Genomic DNA, 21793 nt, shown 5'->3' with positions numbered 1-21793 from the left:
CTTTTTTCCCTTTCTCCTGTTCATGAAGAATGGAAATGATTTGTGTTTCTGTGAATTTTGATTTTCTCATAGCTGTTTAAAATTAGTGGTTTTTTAATTTGCCCTCTAATTTCAAATGGCCGAACTTTGGGGAAGCTTACAGTAGCACAGAGTACGAAATACGAAATCCCGAACGCGTTCGGGATTTCGTATTTCGTACTCCCAAGACTATCTTTGTCTATGCACGTTTCACTGGAGAACATCGGAAAAAGATTTGATCGCGAATGGATATTCCGTGGTGTGAATCATGTTTTCTCAACAGGGAAAGCAACTGCAATTCTCGGTGCGAATGGTTCGGGAAAATCAACATTACTTCAGATCATTGCCGGAAGCATGATGCAGCTCGAAGGAAAAGCAGAATATTCTCTCGGCGAAAAAAAAATTCAGCAGGAAGAAGTCTATCGTTATGTGAGCATCGCTTCGCCTTATCTCGAATTAATGGAAGATCTCACTTTGCAGGAATCTATTTCGCTGCAGGGAAAATTCAAGTCGTGGAGAAATGCGCTGAAAGAAAAAGATATTCTTGAAATCTCTGAACTCGGGAATGAGAAGAATAAGCAACTGAAGAATTTTTCATCGGGAATGAAGATGCGCACAAAATTGGTACTGGCTGTTCTTAGTGATGCGCCGCTTTTATTGCTCGACGAACCCTGTTCGAATCTTGATAAGAATTCATGCGAATGGTATGGAAAACTCGTAAGGGAAAATTCGGCGGGAAGAACCATTATCGTTTGTTCGAACCAGGTGAAGGATGAATATTTTTTCTGCAGTGATGAACTGCGGATGGAAAATTTCAAAAAATAATTTTCCGGCAACAAAGTTGAGAGACGGAATAGAGGAGTCGGGAGTAAGTGTCCGAACACAAACCATTGAATTTCACTCTGAATATTCCTCCGTTCTCCATTCTTTACCTATCTTCGCTATCCCAAAAAAACAGAAGTATCACTATTAAACATCGATCACCATGGCTGACACAGGCGACGTAAGCATCGGAACATTTCTGAAATACAACAACGAACTCGTACAGGTTGTAGAGTGGCAACATCGCACTCCCGGAAATCTTCGCGCTTTTTACCAGGGGAAAATGAGAAATCTCCGCAATGGAAAACTTGTAGAGAATCGTTTCCGTTCGGGAGAACTCGTGGAGATCGTTAGTGTGGAATATAGAAATCTGCAATTCATTTATCCGGAAGATTCGAATATTGTGCTTATGGATAAAGACAACTTCGAACAGATCTACATTCAGAAAGACATGATCGGAGACGGCATCAATTATCTCAAAGAAGGAATGGATGTGAAAGTGTGGTTTGAAAGTGATGAACCTATTTCTGCAGAAGCTCCTTCAACAGTTGAATTAGAAGTCACCTACTGCGAACCGGGATTGAAAGGAGATACTGCAACTAACACACTGAAACCGGCAACACTTGAAACCGGCGCAAAGGTCAGCGTTCCTCTTTTTATCAATATCGGCGACAAAATAAAAGTGGATACCAAAATGCATTCCTATATGGAGCGGGTGAAACAATGAGTTAATGCATAATGGGGATGTCTTTTGACGGTACTCCCCATTTTTTATTACCGATACTCAATTCCCATTTTTCATTATTCATTTCTTGGGTTCTTCCAGCCCATTCCCAATCTTTCCATCGTTCCCTTCAGTCTTTCCATTCTTGTCTCTTTGCGTTTTGCAGTGATGATCCATTCAATGTATTCTTTTTTTCCGGTGAAAGAAATGGAATGAAAAAAAGCACTCTGCTTTTTATTTTTTTTCAGTAATGCAGCGAGGTCGTTTGGAAGTTTCACAACTTTTGTTTTCGGATCAACGTATTTGAAAATTTCGCGTTCAGGTTTTGCCGCTGCTTTCTTAAGATCATTTTCTGTTTTTAACCTGCATGCGAATGTGGACCACGTTTCATTGAACGAGATGAGTGATATCCACTGCAGGTCGTGTTTCATCAATGAATCCCATCCTTTGTCGCGGGTGAGATCGGTTTGAATTTTTGAAGTTCCTTTCGGATAAAAGATCCACAGCAGTATTCCCGGTTTAAGTATGCGCATCATTTTACCGAGTTCCTTTTCCATTTGAGAACGGTCTTTTACAAACCAGTGAATTTGGGTGGCGCCGGAAAGATCATCAGTAAGCAATGCACCGGCGGGTAGTTTACCCAGCGATTTTTTATAAGAGGATGGTTCATTCACAGGAAAAATATTTTCTCTTTCTGTGATGCGCAATTTTTTTGACAGTAATATTTTCATTTTGATTTTTGAAATAATTTGTTTCCCGACCGGAATCTGAATTCGCCATAATTCCGACCGGAAATTAAAATTAATAAAGAACCTTTCCCGTCGGCAGCAATCCTGCTGGTTAATCGTGTTATTTTAACCTTTTGTCTAAAAATTTTAGGGACAATGCAATGAAAGGTTATATTCGTAGAGATGGCAACACAACGTGAAACGAGCGAAAGCAGGCGAAGCCAGCCGAAGATCAAGGATTTGAAATTGAAATCATTGCTTGAGATCACGAAAGCGATCAACAGCAATCAATCAACTACAGATCTTCTCGCGATTTACGAAAATGTGATCCGCGAAAAACTTGCGATCGGGAAACTTGTGCTGTTCAGTCACGACGGAAATGAATGGAAATGCCTGCTCAGTTTCGGCGTCGATGCAGAATTCAACAACATCAATGTAGAAAAAGAATTCAAGGGAATAAAAGAGATCACCACCATTGACATCGATGCTTCTAAACTTTCTTTTCACAAATCGTTCGAGATCGTCATTCCTGTTTTTCATAAAGCTCACCCGCTTGCGTATGTACTCATCGGTGATCTCAATGAAGATGAAAGCGGGATGAGCGCTGCCATTAAACATCTTCCGTTTGTGCAAACACTTACGAATCTCATTGTGGTTGCGATCGAAAATAAAAAACTCGCGAAAGAAAATCTCCGCCGCGCAGCCATGCATCGTGAACTGGAACTCGCGTGGGAAGTACAACGCATGTTATTTCCCGAACAGCTTCCGCACAATGAAAATCTCGATATGGATGCTGTCTATCTTCCGCATCAGCAGGTGGGCGGCGATTATTACGATTACATTCAGATCAATGAAAATGAAGTTGCAATTTGTGTAGCCGATGTTTCCGGAAAAGGAGTTCCGGCTGCATTGCTCATGTCGAATTTCCAGGCGAATCTCAGAATTCTGCTTCATCACATTCCCAATCTTCCTGATCTGCTTCGTGAACTGAATAATAAAGTTTCGGTGAATGCGAAAGGGGAAAAATTCATTACACTTTTCATTGCGAAATACAACACCGTTACCCGCGTGATGCATTACATCAACGCCGGTCACAATCCCTCACTTGTGATCGATGATGATGGAGCGAATGTGCTCACTGTAGGATGCACAGGACTCGGCATGTTTGATGAACTGATCAAAGTGCGCGAAGGAATTGTGAATGTGAGTCACGGCGCATTACTCATTTGCTACACCGACGGACTCGTGGAAACAATGAATGAAAAAGACCAGGATTTCGGACTCGATCGTTTGCAGCAGATCGCACTCGATAACCGTCATAAAACACCGAAGGAACTGAACACGATCATTCTCGAAAAACTCAACAAGCACAAAGGAGATCAGCCATACATTGATGATATTGCTTTAGTCACCTCCCGCCTTCTTTAATGTATAATGCATAATTGATAATGTGCTAATGGTTCAGCGTTTTCATCATACATTATCAATTATGCATTATCAGTAGTTGGTTTTTCTTTTCCTTCATACCACACATCTCCCGCCACCAGCATCGCTGCAAATCCCCAGAATGGAATCGATGCTTTATCTGTATCAAGAAAATTATTCATTGCTCCGTGCACAAAATAGGTAAGCAGTCCGAGTAAAACAGAAACGAGTATCGCGCGATGAACTCCTCTCGGTAATTTGTAATACAGCCGCCATCCCGTCCACATGATGGTCACAAAAATGAAAAGGAAACTTGCTGCGCCGAGCACGCCCGATTCGCTCAGTGGCCCGATGTATTCGCTGTGCGCATTACCAAGATTTCCTGCATTCGTACTGATGATCGTTTTTTCGCTCGACAATTGGAATGGTGCGTAAACAAAACTATAAGTGCCCGGCCCCCATCCGAAAATGGGACGTTCCCTGAACATTCTGAAAGCAGAACTCCACCGGTTAAGTCGTTCGAGGTTCGATGCATCTGTTGAAATATTGGAAATGGATTGAAAATGTTTTGCAATGTCATTTGAAGTGTCCTGCCTGTTCTGCTCGAGCTTCAGCATAATATCGGTCCACGACAAAGCGATGTAACCTATTACTACAACCAAAGCGAGAAACACCCATCGGAAACGGATGCGGAAAACAAAAATAAGATAGAGCAGGAATGAAACGGCAAGACTCACCCACGCCGCGCGCGTGTACGAGAGAATGAGCGCGAGTGTGAAAACTAAAAGAAGAATGAGCGAGATAACGCGGATGTTGTTCGAATAATATTTTGAAAAAGTGAAAGATATAAGAGCGGGAAAAAACATCGCGAGCGCAGCGCCATAAGCGGTGTGGTCATTGTAAAAAGGAGACATTACCCAATGCGCTTCTTCTTCCCCGAAACGATAAAGCGAATGCCAGTAAATAGTATAAGCGATAACGATAGTGAGCGGAAGAATATATAACCACAGGAACCTCCGCACATTTTTAAAATCACGGAACATTTGCGCACCGATGAAGTAAGCCGGGATCACGAACCAGAGTCGTGCAATAAAAAATTTGAAAGACACGGCCGGCATAGAACTGGTGACTGAAGTGATGAAGATCCAGGTAAGATTGAGAATGATCGCTATCGTCACCGGGTGCCGGAGAAAACGCCGATCGAATTTTTCATCGCGGATCAATCGCAGTACAAAAAGAAAAAGAATTCCCGCAAGTATCGGTTCAACAGGTAAACTTAGTCCGAGCTGAATATCGGCATTGGAAAGATTGATGGAAAGCGGCGTGAGAAAAACGCAGAGTAAAATAAGTTTGTCGAGTGCAAGAACTGCAGTGACAATGATGAGCAACACAGGGGGAATGAGATTGAGCCAGAAAAATTCTTTTGAAATGCAGTAGCAATTGACGCCGATGAATAAAATACAAAGGGCGTAGATCCACCAATAACTCTTCGGCTTATTTACTACCAGTTCCGGCATCCGGCGTAGTTTTCATTCGTTCGGTGAGCGTGAACAACACCAGGCAAAGCAGTAATGCAGAAAGCCCGGCAACAAAAACAATGAGCATTCGCATTGGATACGATTTGCTGTCGGCAGGACGCGGACGTGTAACAACATTGGAATACGTGAGTTCTTTCGTCAGGTCGCTTACTGTTTTATCATAATCAATTTTAATTCCGTTGTAGGATTCCTGCAAACTATTCAGTTGAGAATTCAGCGAGATCTGCAGGCCGCCTTTTTCTTCGAGATTGCGCATCATGGAATCCACGTCGCGGAATTTATCGTGCGTTGCGCCGGAACCGATGAGCTTGAGATAACTCTTCGTCACTTCTTTCGATTGCGTTCCATAATCCAGCAATCCGTAACGAACACGCAATTCGCTCATGAGCCGCGAAAGAGAATCGAGTTGTTTTGTTTTCTCATCAAGCTGGTGGCGATAAATGCGAACGACTTCTTTTGTTTTGTCGCGTTGAAGCGCGCGCGCTTTGAGATTCACACAATCAATAAGTCCGTTCACCATAGAACAAGCCGTGTCGGGATCCGCATCATAAATATCGATCTTGATGGATTCGAATTCTGTTTCGCGTATGATCACATTCTCGTCGTAAGCACTGTTCAGTTTTGTTTTCGCCGAAGAAGCAGTAGAATCAATTCCATAATGTTCGAAAAGGCCGAAACGATTGATCATCATTGCGCGTACATCAGCAGAATTGCAGAGCTGTAGTAATTGCTCGGTAGGCGATTCATTCGAGTAAGGAATAATATTCACCGGATAAAGAACCGCCGTCGATTTGTATTTCGGACGGATGAACGTGGGTCCGGAAAAAATATAAGCGAGAATACAGGCGAGCAGAACAAACACCAGCAGCGGAATACGCCTCCTGAAGGTGAGTTTTACTAATTCCTTATTCTGAAAATTTTCCATTCGTAATTAAATAAGCAAGCTATTGTTTTTTACGATTGATAGCACGCACATTTTCCACGAGAATGATGAGCAGCACAGCCATCACCAGCGAAGAAAGAGTTCCTATAGCGACGATCAGCCACCGTACAGGATAACTTTTCCGTTCGGCAGGAAATGCCCGGTCCACGATGAATTTACTTGTGAGCACAGCTTCCGCATCTACTTTCGCCTCTTCAAATTTTTTCTTCAGGAGATTCAGTTGTTCGCGCTGTATGTAAAGATTTTCGCGGATCGACATGTAGGCACTTCCATAATCAGAAATTATTTTCAATTGATCGCCGAGACGTTTGATGGCGCCTGCATCTCCTTTTGAAAGTGCAATTGCATATTGTTCGCTGGTCACTTCCGATTGTGATTCATAATCGTAAATCCCGAGTTCATTCAGCGTGTGAAGCGAATCTGTCATTTTCTGAACAGCATCCTGCTTGGTGAGAAATTCTTTTTCCACGATGTTGAATGCTTCGATCGCGCGTTCACGCTGCATTCTTGTTTTGGAAGAATCGAGCAATGCAGCAATATCATTCGCAATATTCGCAGCCATCATCGGGTCTTCATCCAGCACTTCGATCTTTACCGACATGAATTCCGTTCGCTTGAAAGAAATATTCTCAGTGTATTTTTCATAGAGCCGCGTGTTCTTGTATTTGTCCGTCGGATCAATGTGGTAATGCTGCATCAGTTTCCATTTTTTGCAGATGCGTGAACGGATCTCATCAGAAGAAAGTATCTGCAGCATTTGTTCTGCCTGCTCTTCTTCTCCGAACTGGAGTACGTCTTGTTTTTCTGAAACATCTTCTACGAGCAGTGCTTTGGAAACTGCATTCGAAGAAACAGGGAACATGATCACCGTCGATTTGAATCGCTCGGGAATAAGATAGGATGCCCCGGCAGAGATCACAGCAGCAAGTATGCTCACGATGACGAGGTGTTTTCTCCAGCGCCAGAAGAATTCAAATAAACTTGTGGAATCAAAATAATTCCCGTTACTGTTTTGGTTTTCCATATTCATTTTTTGGAATTGTTATGATGCCATTTTTGTTCAGCCGAGACGCATTTTGCAGGCCATAGTGGAGCGACTACGGCCAAGAAATGCAACGAAGGATGAACAAAAATGGCGCATAACAAAACAGAAGGATGAAATTTAGACAGCCTCTTATACCCAGTCTTAAATGATCACAATAAACAACGTGCTTCAGCGTTACGCGAAAAACAGAGAGGAATTCCCGCTTCTTTTCTAACCGTATTTCACAATGCGGAACAATCCCTTCAGACTGATGAGACGAATTGCAAAGGACCAGGCGAGCGATGCGCCAACCATCACCACAAATTCCAGCAACCATCCGTGGCCTCTTGCGTGTTTCGAAGAAAAATCGTGACAGAAATTTGCGATCGCAAAAACTCCGGCGAGATAAACGAAAAGTGTAGTGAGTAAACGGTAATTTATCCTGAATCTGAATTTCGTTTGCACGATGAGCACCTGCGCGAGCGCGGTGAGCGTTTGAGTACTCAGGCTCGAGATCGCCGTGCCCAGCGCTTCGAACTTGAAAATTTTTATGAAAAGAAAATTGAGTGTGACATTGATGATCATCCCGGAAAAAGCCATGATGTTCAGTTCACGCATATTCCCGTTTGCAGTAAGCAGCGAACCAAAAATATACGTGGTGGAAATGGCAATGAAACAATTCATCAGCAGCGGAAAGATCATCGCTACACTTCCCATGTAATCTTTTCCATAAAGCATTTCCAGGATCTCATTGCGGTAAAAAGTACAACCCACTGAAACGATCACTGCAACCGTGATGAGTAATGTGAATGAAAGTTTGACGAGTTGTTCCACCGGTTCACGGAACTTGATCATGCGCGAGAACATGGGAAGAAGGAGAACAGAAAATAAATAAGCGATCATATTCGTCGCGTCAAGAAGCCGGAATCCTTTTGCATAATAGCCCGCTTGCTCCGGCCCGGTATGTTCCAGTTCTTTTTCCAATGCAAGACGTTTCTGCTTCTGCACCGTGTCGGCTTTCAGGGATGGATCGCGCAGTATTTTCAGTTGTTCCACTTTTGCTTTATCGCCGGAAGGCAGCATGCGTTCCAGCATCACCGAATCGATACGATTGTAAAATGTCATAAGCAAAACAAGGATCGCAAACGGAAAACTTTTTTTCAGGATCATCAGTGAAAAAGGAAGATCCCATTTGAGGCGAAACGCTTTTGTTTTGCGGATGACTGCGAAAAAAGCAATGACCGAAGTGAGAAAATAGCCCGCGGTCTGCGCGTAAACAAAATCCATCACATCCATTCTTCCCGGAAAAATATTCGTCCACAACATCATCGAAACAATTCCGATCATGAGGATGCGGTCGAGTACCGAGATCACTGCATCCGTTTTGAAAAGATGTAATGCCTGGAGATTCGATCGCAAATACAATACAAGTGAAATCAGAAACTGGTTGAAACCAAGAATGAGCAGCAGCTTTGTCAACCGCACATCATAGCGGATCACGAACCCGATGATGATCGTTGCTATAATGTAGATCACCGCCAGCATGAGTTTGAGCATGAACAACCCCGAAAAATGTTTAGTGAGCAGGTGGTTGTTCTGCGCGATGTTCTTGTTGTTGAAATTCGTTATCCCGAAGTCAAGAAGAATATTCAACAGGAAAGAAAAATTGAAGAGTGCAAAATATTCTCCGTACGCAGCATTGCCCACTTCATTCTGCACATGCGGTTCAATGACCAGTATCCAGAATGGTTTGATCAGGATGTTCAGGAAAAGAAGAATGATAAGGTTGGTGAAGAATTTCTTCTGCATGAAAATTCGATAGGCCTGCGAATTTACGGAAAAGGAGGGAAGCACCATTTTGCTGATAGTTCCCTGAGGCACTCCCGGCTCCGAATCCTCAACTCCCAACTCCTGATTATCTTCGCATCGTGATCATCGTTGTCAATACCCGTCTTTTCATTCACGGCCGTCTCGACGGAATTTCACGTTTTGCTTTTGAAACACTCTCGCGCATCACGCGCGGAAATCCCGATGTGAATTTTGTTTTTCTTTTCGATCGCGCCATCCACGAAGATTTTATTTTTTCAGAAAATATTTCTCCTGTTAAAATTCTTCCTCCTGCCCGAAGGCCGTTCCTGTTCGATCTCTGGCTCAACTGGTCGGTTCATGGTGTGCTGCGCGATCTGAAGCCGGATCTTTTTTTTTCGCCCGATGGATTTCTTCCACTCAAAGGAACTACTCCATGCCTTCCCGTCATTCACGATCTGAATTTTGAACATTACCCGCAGGATCTCCCGAAGAATTTTTCGAAATGGTATCGTAAAAAATTTCCGCTCTTTGCTCATCGGGCTGCACGCATCGCAACCGTTTCTGAATTTTCGAAAAAAGATATTTCAGAAAAATATGGTATTGCAAAAGAAAAAATAGATGTGGTTTACAACGGGGCATCGGAAGGTTTTGTTCCGCTTACGAATGAAATGATTTCATCGGTAAGAAAAAAATATTCGCAAGGACACCCTTATTTTCTTTTCATAGGCGCGCTTCACCCGAGAAAGAATCTTGAGCGGCTGGTGAAAGCATTCATTGAATTCAAAAAGAAAAATAATTCGCAGACAAAACTTCTCATCGCGGGTGAAGAATACTGGAAATACAATTCGCTGAAAGAACTGATCGATTCACTCCCGGGGAAAGATGAAATTATTTTTACCGGGCGGCTCGATGAAGATGAATTGCACCGCGTGACCGCATCCGCACTCGCGCTCACGTATGTTCCCTACTTCGAAGGATTCGGAATTCCCATTGTGGAAGCCATGGCCTGCAATGTTCCGGTGCTCACTTCCAATGTGACTTCGATGCCGGAAGTAGGTGGCGATGCGGTTTTGTATTGTGATCCGTTTTCGGTGGAAAGTATTTCTTCCGCACTCGCAGTTCTCGATTCGGATGAAACGATCCGCGATTCATTGGTGAAAAAAGCAAGGACACAGCGTGAAAAATTTTCCTGGGATAAAACAGCGGAGCTCGTTTGGAAAAGTATGTTACTCTCAATGAATAAATCTTAGCGTTGCTGTTTCTGATCCATGCTATTATTTAACCGCAAAGGCGCTAAGTCGCAAAGAATGAAAATTGATGCTCAAAAGTTTTTATCATAAAGAAAAAACAGAAGCCGGTTGCGACGAAGCCGGCCGCGGTTGTCTTGCCGGCCCTGTATTTGCAGCAGCAGTGATTCTTCCGCACGATTTCAAAAACGAATTACTCAACGACTCCAAACAGCTTTCGGATAAACAGCGGAAGGAATTGCGTCCTTTCATCGAGCAACACGCACTCGCGTGGGCAGTCGCGCAGGTGAGCGCACAGGAGATTGATGAAATAAATATTCTGCGCGCATCATTCGAAGCCATGCATCGCGCCATTCGCCGGTTGAAAATTATTCCGCAGCATTTACTCATCGACGGAAATCGTTTTGTTCCTTTCGGAAATATTCCGCACACGACGATCATTGGCGGCGATGGAAAATATAAAAGCATTGCGGCTGCTTCCATTCTTGCCAAAACATACCGCGACGATCTTATGGATGAATTGCATAATGATTTCCCGGAATACCAATGGAAAAAAAACAAAGGATACGGAACAAAAATTCATCGTGATGCGATCCTGGAATTCGGCGCGAATATTCATCACCGGAAAAGTTTCCGCCTGCTTCCCGACCAGTTGAAAATTCAATTCTGATCATTTGCGGGTAGAAAAAAATAGTTTAACTTTCATAACTTCTTAACCTCAATTCCTGGCTCATGAAAAAAAACTACCTCAGCAAATGCTGTGCAGTTATTACCGCACTCATTTTTTCCGCGCACTTATTTTCCCAGTGTAATTCCTGCGGAACCGGCGTTGATGGAATTTTCAATGCAACAACCAATCAAACACTCACCGGTGCGACCTACAATTATTCTTCATTCAATATCAATGCAGGAATAACGGTAACTGTCACCGGAAATAATCCGCTCGTGATCAATTGCACCGGCAATGTCACCATCAATGGAATTCTCACTGTGAGCGGTGGTAACGGAGGCAATGGTGTTACATTTTCTACTTATGGTGTCGGTGGTGTTGGTGTTGCCGGCGGAGCGAATGGAGGAAACGGAGTTTATGTTGGCGGACCTTCGAATGGACAAAATGGTTTTGGCCCCGGTGCCGGCGGACAGGGAGTAAATTGGTCAGGTGGTGGTGGAGCAGGATACGCAACTAATGGTGCGAGTTCAGGTGGCACAGGAGGATTCGGTGGATCATCAAACAGCACTGCGCAACTTGTTCCGCTCAATGCAGGATCGGGTGGCGGTGGTGGATCAGGTGGAAATTCATGCGGATCAGGCGGAGGTGGAGCAGGTGGAGGAATAATTCAGATAAATTGTTGCGGAGCAATTACAATTGCTGCCGGTGGTTCTCTTCAATCAAATGGAGGAAACGGAGGAAGTGATGGAAATGGAAATTGCGGAGGCGGTGGTGGCGGGTCGGGCGGAACAATTTGGTTGTCGGCTCCATCAATTGTAAATAACGGATCAATGCAGGCCAATGCAGGAGGAGGCGGATCTTCTGCTGTTCCCGGTTCTCCATGGTATGGTGGCGGCGCAATAGGATCAGTAGGAAGAATTCGCGTTGATGGAACTTTAACAGGAAGCGGAACTTCTACTCCTGCAGTCGGATTTTCCGGAGCTGCTTTTTCTGCAAGCATTACTTCTACAAACGTAACTTGTAATGGAGGAAACAGCGGATCAGCAACTGTTACTGTTTCCGGCGGAACTTCTCCTTACACTTATTCATGGGCTCCCACCGGCGGAACTTCTGCAACAGCATCCGGTCTCGCTGCTGGAACTTACACTTGCACGATCGTTGATGCAACATCATGTTCAACAACTGCAACAGTAACCATTACACAACCGCCTGTAGTAGGAGTAACGATCACTTCAACAAACGTTAGTTGCAATGGAGGTTGCAATGGAACTGCAATGGCGAATCCAACAGGCGGAACAGGAACTTATACTTATTTATGGTCTCCCGGCGGGGGAACATCGCAAAACGCATCCGGTTTGTGTGCCGGTACCTATACCTGCAACGTTAGCTCTCCGGCAGGATGCACTGCTTTTGCCACTGTTATTATCACACAACCAACACCGTTGTCTTCTAACACAACCGTTGTTCCCAATCCGTGCAACGGAATGTGCATTGGTTCTTTTACTCCGAATCCATCGGGTGGAACTCCTCCTTACAATTTCACACCGGGAACTAATCTCTGTGCGGGCACTTACATGACCACGGTAACGGATGCGAATGGATGCACTGTTGTTTCTATGGCTGTCATCACCGATCCGCCTCCGCTTTTCCCCAGCACTTCTTCTACTTCCGTTTCCTGTAATGGCAGTTGCGATGGTACGGCAACGATCACTGTGAGTGGCGGAACTCCTGGCTATACATACGACTGGATTCCCGGCGGACAAGTGACGCCGACCATTACCAATCTCTGCGCCGGCTGTTATACTTGCACTGTTACCGATGCGAATGGTTGTACTATAACACAAACCGTGTGCATTACACAGCCGCCTGCTCTTATTGTAAGTTTTTCTTCGATTGATGCAACGTGCGCTATGTGTAACGGATCGGCATCGGTAACTCCTTCAGGAGGAACTCCCGGTTATACTTATCTCTGGTCAAACGCAGCAACTACTTCATCAGTGAACAATCTCTGCGCGGGCGTGTACACGTGCACAGTCACAGACGCGAATGGCTGCTCGACCATTATTACCATTGTGATCAACAATGCCGCTTCCATGACCGTGAATATTTCCAGTACTGATGTTTCCTGTTTTGGTTTGTGCGATGGATCTGCAGCAGTAAACGTAAGCGGTGGAACAGCTCCTTATGCTTTCAGTTGGTCTCCCACTTCGCAGACCACAGCAACCATCAATAATCTTTGTGCAGGAACTTATGTGGTTGATGTAACCGACGCGAATGGATGCACAATGAGCGCTTCGGTAATTATCACTCAACCGCCTCTGCTTACTGCAACATCTTCTTCCACGAATGCAAGTACATCTTCTTCCAACGACGGAACACTTACCGGATCTGCAAGCGGCGGAACTCCGGGATATACTTACAGTTGGCAACCGGGAAGTCTTGTCGGAGCAAGTCAAACCAATATTGCGCCGGGCACTTATACGCTCACAGTTTGCGATGCAAATAATTGTTGTGATACTTCGGTTGCAATCGTTGGTGTGAACAGCGGCATTGCTGCGAATGGAAATGGAATGAGTGTTCACATTTATCCGAATCCGGCGAATGAAAATATCCAGATCTCACTTTCACTTTCATCAGCGACGAATGTGCGAATGGAAATTTTCGATGTGCTCGGAGAAAAAGTGGATGCAGTAGATCTTGGAACTACGGTGAACGTAAATTATAATTATCGTACCGCTGCACTTTCAAACGGAATTTATTTCTTCCGCATCTCTTCAGGAAAAGAAGTCATCACGAAGCGAGTGACGATTTCACATTGAGTTTTTGAATTGCAAAAAAATAGCAGGGATGAAAAAAAATTATTCATCGCGTAAGATATTTTTCATTGCAGTAATTTTTCTGATCTCATTACGAGTTGGAGCACAGTGTACTTTTTCCGTGACGATGAATTCCACCGGTGTTACAAGTTGTGCCGGTAATTGCGATGGATCTGCAAGTGTAACAGTGAGTGGAGGAACAGCGCCATATACTTATGCATGGTTTCCGGGGAGTCCCACAACGCCGTATGACGCTGGAATGTGCGCGGGCACCTACACGTGTTACGTTACGGACGCGGTGGGATGCATGGGAAGTGAAACAGTGAGCATTACGCAACCACCGAATTCCATTAACGCAACGGCTTCACATACGGATGTCGTTTGCAATGGAACGTGTACGGGCACAGCGCAGGTGAATGTTTCATCTACTTACCCGGTCACTTACAATTGGATGCCGGGAAATATTACAGCCGCTTCTGCAAATTCACTGTGCATTGGAAATTATTCCTGCACAATTTTGGATACTGCAGGATGTTCCGTAACGCGAACAGTAAGTATTACCGAGCCCACGCCGCTTTTACTCAATTTAACTTCTGTTGATGAATCTGCTTCTGCTGCTTGCGATGGTTCTGCAAATGCAAATGCGTCAGGAGGAAATGCGTTGTACAGTTTCTTCTGGTCGCCGATCGGAAGTACGTTGCAGAATGTTACCAATCTCTGCGCCGGAACTTACACCTGTTGCGTAACCGATTTCAGCGGATGTACTACGTGCACTACGGTTATCGTCGGAACGATGAATGGAATAAATACGAATGCAGGTGAAATGAGTGTGAATATTTTCCCCGATCCTGCGAATGAAAATATTCAAATTTCAATATCACTTTCTTCGGTTTCAGATGTGCATATTGAAATCTTCGATGTGCTCGGTGAAAAAGTGGATGCGATTGATCTGGGAAATGCTGGCAGTGCAAATTATAATTCGTCTGCGCTCGTCGATGGAATTTATTTCTTCCGCATCTCTTCAGGAAAAGAAGTCATCACAAAACGGTTAATTGTTTCGCATTGAGTTTGAAAAGCAAAAAAAGTTCACCATGTCAGTTCGAGCGCCAGTCGAGAACATGAAGAAGTACATTCACCAATGAAATTCTCTGAATGCTGCATACAGGAATTCCCACAAATTACTTCACAGATTTTCGCGGTTAAGTTTAGTGCCGCTGCCGCTATATCGAGCGTAGCCGAGATGCTGCCGCTTCTTTTTGCCTTCCGCTTTCTGATTTTCTCAGTTGAATAAATAAGTATTGATATACGTGCGGATACGGTCCTTATTATTCTTCGCAAAATCCTTGTACTGTTTTGCAAAATTATAATGATACATGCTCACGAAAACATAACAATCGAGATAACCTGCATCCTGCATCTTGCGTGCGAATTTGAATTCAGGATAATCACTTTCATTTTCCGGGTTTGATTTTTTCAGCATGTAGTCCCAGCTGAACGTTTCGAGATATTTCGGGTCGCCGGCAGCAGCGTGTTTGATGATGCCTTCCTCATTGCAGTCGTTCGATATTTTATCTTTTGCATCGCGGTAGTATTTCCACGGAGCATCATTCACCGGGTCCTGGTTGAGTGTAATGTCATTGGGAAAATCGAGACGCAATTGCCAGTGACGCTGAAAAGTTTTATTCATCTTGTCTGCAATTTTTTCAAGACGCAGAAAAAATCCCACATCAGGATAAATAATAATTCCATCGATGCAGGCATTCTTTGCATTATCATAATCCTTCAATTCGAGATAAGTATCCGAAAGTGATTTGTAGGAAATGGTCCGCTCCGGTTCTATGCGAATCGCTTTTTTAAACCATGTTGCCGCTTTTTCAAAATCTTCATCCTTGTAATAGCAAACGCCGAGCGAATAGGTTGCATTGAAATAATTACTGTCAATGTCCACCGCTTTTTTATAATCTCTTATAGCAGCCGACCAATCCTGCCCGTTGTAATCCTGGTCGCCGGCATCACACTTACTTTTTGCTTCATCACCAATAGCAGTATCCACCGAAGGCATGAGCAGGAAACGATCGAGAAGATTCGAAGCAAGTTCCTGTCGTTCGCAATACAGTGTGGCGAGCAAACAGGCAGCCAGCATTTCATTCTGGTACTCGTTCAGTTTTTCATCGTTGAGTTTGATGTTCGATTTTCCTTTATTGATCTGTTTCGATAATGAAGCGAGCAAACGGTTGAATTCTGTTTCGTAACGATCATTCTCATACACGATGAGTTTCGTCCACAGATCTTCATTGTTCGGATGATTGATGATCACGGGGTGGATCAATTCGATCGCCTTATCATACTTCTGCGACTGGTAAAGTTCAACGGACTTGTCCACAGATTTCATTTCTTCCGTGCTGAGCTGCGCAGAAAGTGTGAACGAGAAAAAAAGTGTGATCGCAACGATGCACACTTTAGAAAAAGATGAATAACTCATCGGGAGAATTTTATTTTATTGCCTGGTAAGCGTAGCGGTGCAGGTATCGATCGTACTTCCGTTGTTCATGTAGTACGTGAGACTGATCGTGTTCGTGCCGGTTTTTGTTCCGCTGCCGTGCAATTGGTTTGCATTATAAGTTTGCTGGCTTATCGTTACCGCAGTTCCGCTGATATCTGCTTTTGCTTTGGAAGTAAAACCAACATTGTAAAAATTTTCTATTTCAACCTGTGCAGTGCTCGTGGTCGATTTATTGATGTCGACGGTGAAGTTGGTGTTGCCGATCTGCGTACTGTGTTCCGCGCAGGTCCATGCGCCTACAAATACGTCGCGCGCATCTGCAGGCGCGGGTTCATCGGGCTGGCAGGATGCGAAAAGGGCGGTGATCGCAATTGCGGCAGAGAATGGGGCGAGGATCTTTTTCATTGGAATGTTATTAAACAAATATGGCACATTTTCCCTATACAGACAAATAGAATGCCATGACCGGGGATAAATAATAAAAAAGAAAAAAATCTCAAAAAACAAATTCCAATTATCCCGACAGAAGTACCAAATAAAAAAACAAATACCAAAAGACAAATACCAAAAGACAAATCCCAATTACACAGCCCGGAGTACCAGATAAAAAAAACAAAATATTTATCTGGAATTTGGTTCCGATAGTTATCGGGATGGAATTTCCTTTCGAATCTTTTCGTGCAGTTGCGGATCATAATGAACAAAAATATTCAGCCATATATTTCTTGACCAGCGAAAGATGAGCGGATACATGGTGATGTAAATGAAAATGCAGGTGCCGAGAAGAATTTTAAAATCGGCATTGAAAATAAAATACAGGAACGCCACGGGAATGAACATGAGAATAATGGAAACCGCGTAACTCACATACATTGCTCCATAATAAAATCCGGTCTCGGGTTCATATTTCTGTCCACAGCGATCGCATGCCGCTTTCATCTTCCCGATATTTTTTAAATGATACGGATGGGGATCGAAATAAAGATCACCAAAATTACATTTCGGGCACTTCGATCTGAAAACACTATAGAGCGGACCGTTCATTGAAAAATTTCCAATACAAAATTAACTATGCGATTCCGCTACGCGAATGACAACTATCATCTATGAATTCCGGGATTTACTCCGCCTGGTTTTATCACATTTCCTGCTTTCTCCGCCGCCTTACTTTTGGCATTTGTTTTTCCTGCTTTCCCCAGTTTGCGTATTCTGCCCGATGCTTGTCCGCTCATATTTTCTTTTCGCCCGGTAACACGACCACTGATATTATCTCCCACTTTATTTTTCATTGTTCTGGTTGCTTCCTGTACCGTATTCGAAGTAACACGATTTGCAAGTGAAAGATCGCGCGCGTGCACGAGGCGGTTTTCACGGACAAACTGGTAAGCAGGTTTGTGATACAACTGCTGATTTCTCATTGCGTGAACAACCGTGCTAGCAGGAGAGTGCGCATGAAAATCGGCGGGAAGATTATTAAAATGCCAGGGCGAAACAAAAAGTTCGTGATCGGGAGCGAATATCGTTCGCACGCAGGGCCATCCCCACGCATTCATGAACAGCATATTTTTATTTTCCATTCTGAATTTTCCTTCGCCGGAAACAGAATCTGTTTCTGAAGGTTCAACCACATAATTATCGCCATACAATTCCGGATCGCCAACGATCTGCACATCGGCGGAAGCAATTCCTGTTTTTTCAACTTCAATGACCGCCACATCCTGCGATTCATTTTCATTCACCGGATCCTGGATCGTGATCGCATGCACATCGCCATCGGCATGTTCTTCTACACGCACATAATCTACAATGCCGTCGTTGTTCAGATCAAGATCATTCACATAATTCGCTGCATCATTAAGTTTCTGCTCGAACTGGGAAAGATCGCCCGACTGTTTGAAAAGATCAAGCGCGCCATAGAGATCAAAATGATCGGGGCCTATTCTCATGCTGTCGGGAATATCCTCTTCGCTGCTTTGAGCGAAAATGCAGGTAGAAAATAAAACTGCTGCAGAAAAAAATAAATGTTTCATGGGGAAAAAGTTTCTGGTACAAATTTACACTATTCCACTTTCTCCAATGAAAAAAGGCATCCATAAAAGATGCCTTTCTTAAAATTTTAACGATGACCTCCTCCGTGCCCGCCTACAGCATGTCCGCCTCCGCCTGCGCCGCGTGGACCAGCGCCTCCTCCGGCATGTCCGCCACCACCACCACGCGGACCGGCACCACCTTGTTTTGCGCCACCTTTCGGTCCGCCACCGCCGCGTGTTCCTGCACCGCCAGCTTGTTTTGCTGTTCCGGTATTTTTAGCTCCACCATTCGGCGCGCCTTTTTTTCCTGCATTATTATTCGGATGATTCGCCGCGTGATTTTCTGCATGTTGTTGACGCACTACTTCATTTCTCCTGTGCACATCTGCAGAAACAGTTCTGTGATTTGCATAAACCACATTCGCCCGCGTCATCCTGCATTCGTGCACACAATGATAACACGGGCGATGATAACGAGCGCAATAACCGTGATAGACTCCCCATGCACAAGGATGCCACGGATGCCAGTACGGAGGAAAATAATGGTAATGCCACGGAGAAATCCAAAGCACATAACCGGGAGCATAAATAAATTTAACGCAGGACCACATCCAAACATTCACAAAAACAACAGGACGGAATCCCTGCAATTTTCCATCGGTTGCTGTAGAAGAAGTTTCATCTTTGGCTTCCACAATATAATTTGCTCCGTACAATTCTTCATCGCCCACCACTTGCGCATCGGCTGATGCATCACCGTTTTTTTCGAGTTCTATCACCGCTACATCCTGCATTTCGGTTGCGCTCACCGCCACTTTCAACTCGAGTGCGTGCGCATCTCCGTCGTTGTTGTCGATCACTTGTACATAATCTACATTTCCATCCTGGTCGAGATCGAGATTGTTTACCTGGTTGGCAGGGTCATTAATTTTTTTCTCGAAATCTTCGGGTGATGAAGATTGCTTAAAAAGATCGAGCGCTCCGTAGAGATCGAAATTATCACCGGGCAACCCGGTGCTGTCCGACTGATCGATAAAATTTTTCGCTCCTGCACTTGCAGTGGCAAGAATAGCGAAGAGGAGAATTATTTTTTTCATGGCGAGATGTATTGAAGGTGAAATTAGAATGCTGAATTTATTGTTTGACTATGGAATGCTGCTTGAGGTTTAATCCAAAGGTAAACCAGTTGTAAGAATAATACGATGACTCATAAAAAATTGAGAGCGAATTATGATATGTCATACGTGAAAGAACTATTAAATTTTAATGCGTGAAACCTGGGTCGATGGGATACAAATTTCTTGTAAGAAGCTTGAGTTCTTGCTTGTAATGATGTAACTTTCTATTCCATTTTAACTTCTGACTTTGAAAAAAATCGTCTCATTTTATTTCTTCTTTATTCTGATGTGCACATCTTTTGCACAAACTTCTGGGGATATCAAGCGTACCTATCATTGGTATTTCGGAAATGGAGCAGGTTTGGATTTCAGCAGCGGAATTCCAACCGCAATCACAAATAGTCCTATGACTGCGGAAGAAGGGTGTGCTTCTATTTCGGACACATGCGGAAATCTTTTATTTTACACTGATGGTGATACTGTTTGGGACAGAAACAACAATGTTATGCCAAATGGAACAGGACTCTTCGGATGTTGGAGCAGTACGCAAAACTCCCTTATTGTTCCGCAACCGGGAAATGATTCATTGTATTATATTTTTCTTACCGACTGTGCAGAAAATGACGGTGCCAACGGATTACGTTACTCGGTTGTGAATATTAACTTGAACGGAGGAGTGGGAGATATTACTGCAAAAAATATTTTACTTTATGCTCCTGTTATGGAAAAACTCGCAGCCACTTATGATGCCAATGGAACAGGTGTTTGGATATTAAGTTTAAATAAATATCCAATAGGTCCCCCGCCTGATACAACCTATCAGTATTATGCTTATTTATTAACATCAACAGGAATAAATCTGGTTCCGGTAATATCTCCTTCTGCAATTCATCCTCATAAAACACCTGATGGTTATTTGCGATTCTCTCATTCTGGAAATGAAATTGCTTGTGTTCATCACGGCTATGGAGATACTATAGAGGTTGCCGATTTTAATATTGCAACAGGAATTGTTTCTAATAATTTTGCCTTAGGATCAGGAAATGATTCAGTGCCTTCGGGTGGATATGGATTAGTTTTTTCACCCGATGATTCCAAGCTATATTATTCAACAGTAGTAGATAGTTCTTACGTAATTCAATACGACCTCACCAGCGGAATTCCAAGTATAATAAATGCCTCCCGAACTGTGATTAGATCTGGCGACTGGAACTATCTGGAGTTTTTCTCTCTTGAAACAGGCAGCGATGGTAAATTATATGTAAATAGATGGAATAATAATGATTCTTTAATGGATGTTATTCAAAGCCCCAATATGGTAGGATTATCTTGTAATTATTCTCCAGGCATATTAAATCTCTTGGTTCCTCAAATTGGAATTGGACTTCCAAATTTTATGGATAGTTATTTGCGAGGCACTTGGCAGCCACCCTGCAATACTGGTTCTGAAGAAAATGACTTACAAAATGAAATTCTGATTTACCCCAACCCTTTCAATGATTTTACAAATGTTGTAGTTACAAATCAAGATCATGAGAATATGACAATTATCTTATTTGATTTGGCTGGAAGGAGAGTGAAACAATTTGCTACTAGTGCTACACAATTCACAATCAGCAGGGATAATTTGCATTCGGGAATTTATTTCTTAAGTATTTCAATACGCAACTCAACATACAATCAGAAAATAATTATTACTGACAATTAAAAAAAGAAATTATGGCAAGAAAAATAAAAATGGCAATCGGTGCAACAGTGTTTGCTCTTTGTTTCAGTAATTTGGTCTTAGGTCAATTAATTTGGCCGGCTAATAATTTAGCCACACCAGCGTTTAGCAGGTTTGGAGAAATTGCCGTATCTGGATTTGCTGCCAATCAAACTCGTTCCATAGGTATTGGAAACTTTACAGCTAATGCCGCTCTCACTCACGCTTTTTTGGATATCAATTCTAATTATCTTCTTCTCCCAACAAACGTTTCCATTGCTTCATTTGGCGAAGTTTTCCGCACCACGAGCAACGCCCCTGCGGGCACTTTTAATGCATGGCGTATGTACACAGGCGCAGGAATTGGAACAGAAATATTTAATATCAGTAATTCCGGCGCAACAAACATTGTTTCACTCGGCACAACACAAAACGGGAATCTGAATTTCTTTACAAATAATATGCAACGCATAACTATTGTGGGGCTGGCCGGGCCAACGCAGGGTTTTGTAAGCATCGGCAATACTTTTACCACCCCCCTATTCCGTCTCGATGTTCAGGATAACATAAATGTAAATCCAAATTTTCTTAACGACGGCTACCGCATCAGCGGTATTACCGTTCTTCAGATTCCGGGATTCAGAAATACATTTGTGGGAAGAGGAACTGGAAT

General features: G+C 43.4%; 19 protein-coding genes. 9 read left to right on the top strand and 10 right to left on the bottom strand.

The genetic code is table 11. The annotated features are described in order from the left end of the window. The first annotated feature begins 219 nt into the window (after positions 1–219). The gene (locus HY064_08690; protein MBI3510728.1) at positions 220–843 is read left to right on the top strand and encodes an ATP-binding cassette domain-containing protein; all 624 of its coding nucleotides are present in this window, start codon (positions 220–222) and stop codon (positions 841–843) included. Positions 844–1003: 160 nt separating this feature from the next. Next, positions 1004–1567, top strand: a complete 564-nt coding sequence (efp, locus tag HY064_08685) for an elongation factor P (GenBank protein ID MBI3510727.1) — start codon at positions 1004–1006, stop codon at positions 1565–1567. 74 nt (positions 1568–1641) lie between these two features. Here efp and HY064_08680 read toward each other — a convergent pair whose 3' ends face one another. Beyond that, positions 1642–2295, bottom strand: coding sequence for a YdeI/OmpD-associated family protein (locus HY064_08680; GenBank protein ID MBI3510726.1), 654 nt, complete (start codon positions 2293–2295; stop codon positions 1642–1644). A gap of 180 nt (positions 2296–2475) precedes the next feature. Between HY064_08680 and HY064_08675 the strand changes: the two genes are divergently transcribed. After that, positions 2476–3720 (top strand): PP2C family protein-serine/threonine phosphatase, encoded by a 1245-nt coding sequence (locus tag HY064_08675; protein MBI3510725.1) that lies wholly within the window; start codon positions 2476–2478, stop codon positions 3718–3720. A gap of 59 nt (positions 3721–3779) precedes the next feature. Here HY064_08675 and HY064_08670 read toward each other — a convergent pair whose 3' ends face one another. From HY064_08670 to HY064_08655, 4 genes are all read right to left on the bottom strand, one after another. Then, positions 3780–5234 carry an O-antigen ligase family protein gene (locus HY064_08670; protein MBI3510724.1) on the bottom strand — a complete coding sequence of 485 codons (1455 nt, stop codon included), beginning with the start codon at positions 5232–5234 and terminating at the stop codon, positions 3780–3782. Continuing rightward, complete coding sequence (locus tag HY064_08665; protein MBI3510723.1) at positions 5212–6180, bottom strand: hypothetical protein; 969 nt, start codon at positions 6178–6180, stop codon at positions 5212–5214. The genes HY064_08670 and HY064_08665 overlap by 23 nt, the downstream gene beginning before the upstream one ends. A 19-nt stretch (positions 6181–6199) precedes the next feature. Further along, on the bottom strand, positions 6200–7222 hold the full coding sequence (locus HY064_08660; protein MBI3510722.1) for a hypothetical protein: 1023 nt from the start codon (positions 7220–7222) through the stop codon (positions 6200–6202). 231 nt (positions 7223–7453) lie between these two features. Continuing rightward, positions 7454–9031, bottom strand: coding sequence for an oligosaccharide flippase family protein (locus HY064_08655; GenBank protein ID MBI3510721.1), 1578 nt, complete (start codon positions 9029–9031; stop codon positions 7454–7456). A 119-nt stretch (positions 9032–9150) separates the two neighbouring features. Here HY064_08655 and HY064_08650 point away from each other — a divergent pair, with 119 nt between their 5' ends. The 4 genes from HY064_08650 (at position 9151) to HY064_08635 (ending at position 14830) form a co-directional block, all read left to right on the top strand. Continuing rightward, positions 9151–10281: a glycosyltransferase family 4 protein gene (locus HY064_08650; protein ID MBI3510720.1), complete on the top strand. Its 1131-nt coding sequence runs from the start codon at positions 9151–9153 to the stop codon at positions 10279–10281. Between the two features lie 67 nt (positions 10282–10348). Then, positions 10349–10948: a ribonuclease HII gene (locus tag HY064_08645; GenBank protein ID MBI3510719.1), complete on the top strand. Its 600-nt coding sequence runs from the start codon at positions 10349–10351 to the stop codon at positions 10946–10948. Between the two features lie 62 nt (positions 10949–11010). Next, entirely contained in the window at positions 11011–13767 is a 2757-nt protein-coding gene (locus HY064_08640) for a T9SS type A sorting domain-containing protein (GenBank protein ID MBI3510718.1), read from the top strand. Positions 13768–13795: 28 nt separating this feature from the next. Further along, the gene (locus HY064_08635; GenBank protein MBI3510717.1) at positions 13796–14830 is read left to right on the top strand and encodes a T9SS type A sorting domain-containing protein; all 1035 of its coding nucleotides are present in this window, start codon (positions 13796–13798) and stop codon (positions 14828–14830) included. 213 nt (positions 14831–15043) lie between these two features. On the opposite strand, the gene HY064_08630 is transcribed toward HY064_08635, so the two are convergent. From HY064_08630 to HY064_08610, 5 genes are all read right to left on the bottom strand, one after another. Beyond that, positions 15044–16246, bottom strand: coding sequence for a tetratricopeptide repeat protein (locus tag HY064_08630; GenBank protein ID MBI3510716.1), 1203 nt, complete (start codon positions 16244–16246; stop codon positions 15044–15046). A 15-nt stretch (positions 16247–16261) separates the two neighbouring features. Then, positions 16262–16672 carry a hypothetical protein gene (locus HY064_08625; GenBank protein ID MBI3510715.1) on the bottom strand — a complete coding sequence of 137 codons (411 nt, stop codon included), beginning with the start codon at positions 16670–16672 and terminating at the stop codon, positions 16262–16264. A 240-nt stretch (positions 16673–16912) separates the two neighbouring features. Further along, on the bottom strand, positions 16913–17311 hold the full coding sequence (locus HY064_08620; GenBank protein ID MBI3510714.1) for a DUF983 domain-containing protein: 399 nt from the start codon (positions 17309–17311) through the stop codon (positions 16913–16915). A 56-nt stretch (positions 17312–17367) separates the two neighbouring features. Then, complete coding sequence (locus tag HY064_08615) at positions 17368–18297, bottom strand: hypothetical protein (protein MBI3510713.1); 930 nt, start codon at positions 18295–18297, stop codon at positions 17368–17370. Positions 18298–18383: 86 nt separating this feature from the next. Continuing rightward, a complete protein-coding gene (locus HY064_08610) occupies positions 18384–19394 on the bottom strand; it encodes a hypothetical protein (GenBank protein MBI3510712.1) in 1011 nt (336 codons plus the stop codon). A gap of 268 nt (positions 19395–19662) precedes the next feature. On the opposite strand from HY064_08610, the gene HY064_08605 reads away from it, so the two are divergent. Beyond that, positions 19663–21123 carry a T9SS type A sorting domain-containing protein gene (locus HY064_08605; GenBank protein MBI3510711.1) on the top strand — a complete coding sequence of 487 codons (1461 nt, stop codon included), beginning with the start codon at positions 19663–19665 and terminating at the stop codon, positions 21121–21123. Positions 21124–21134: 11 nt separating this feature from the next. Next, positions 21135–21793 (top strand): hypothetical protein (locus HY064_08600; protein MBI3510710.1); only part of this gene is annotated, 659 nt, incomplete at its 3' end.

The sequence above is a fragment of the Bacteroidota bacterium genome, from assembly GCA_016194975.1.
GTDB lineage: Bacteria > Bacteroidota > Bacteroidia > Palsa-965 > Palsa-965.
This window is presented reverse-complemented; position numbering and strand designations above follow the sequence as displayed.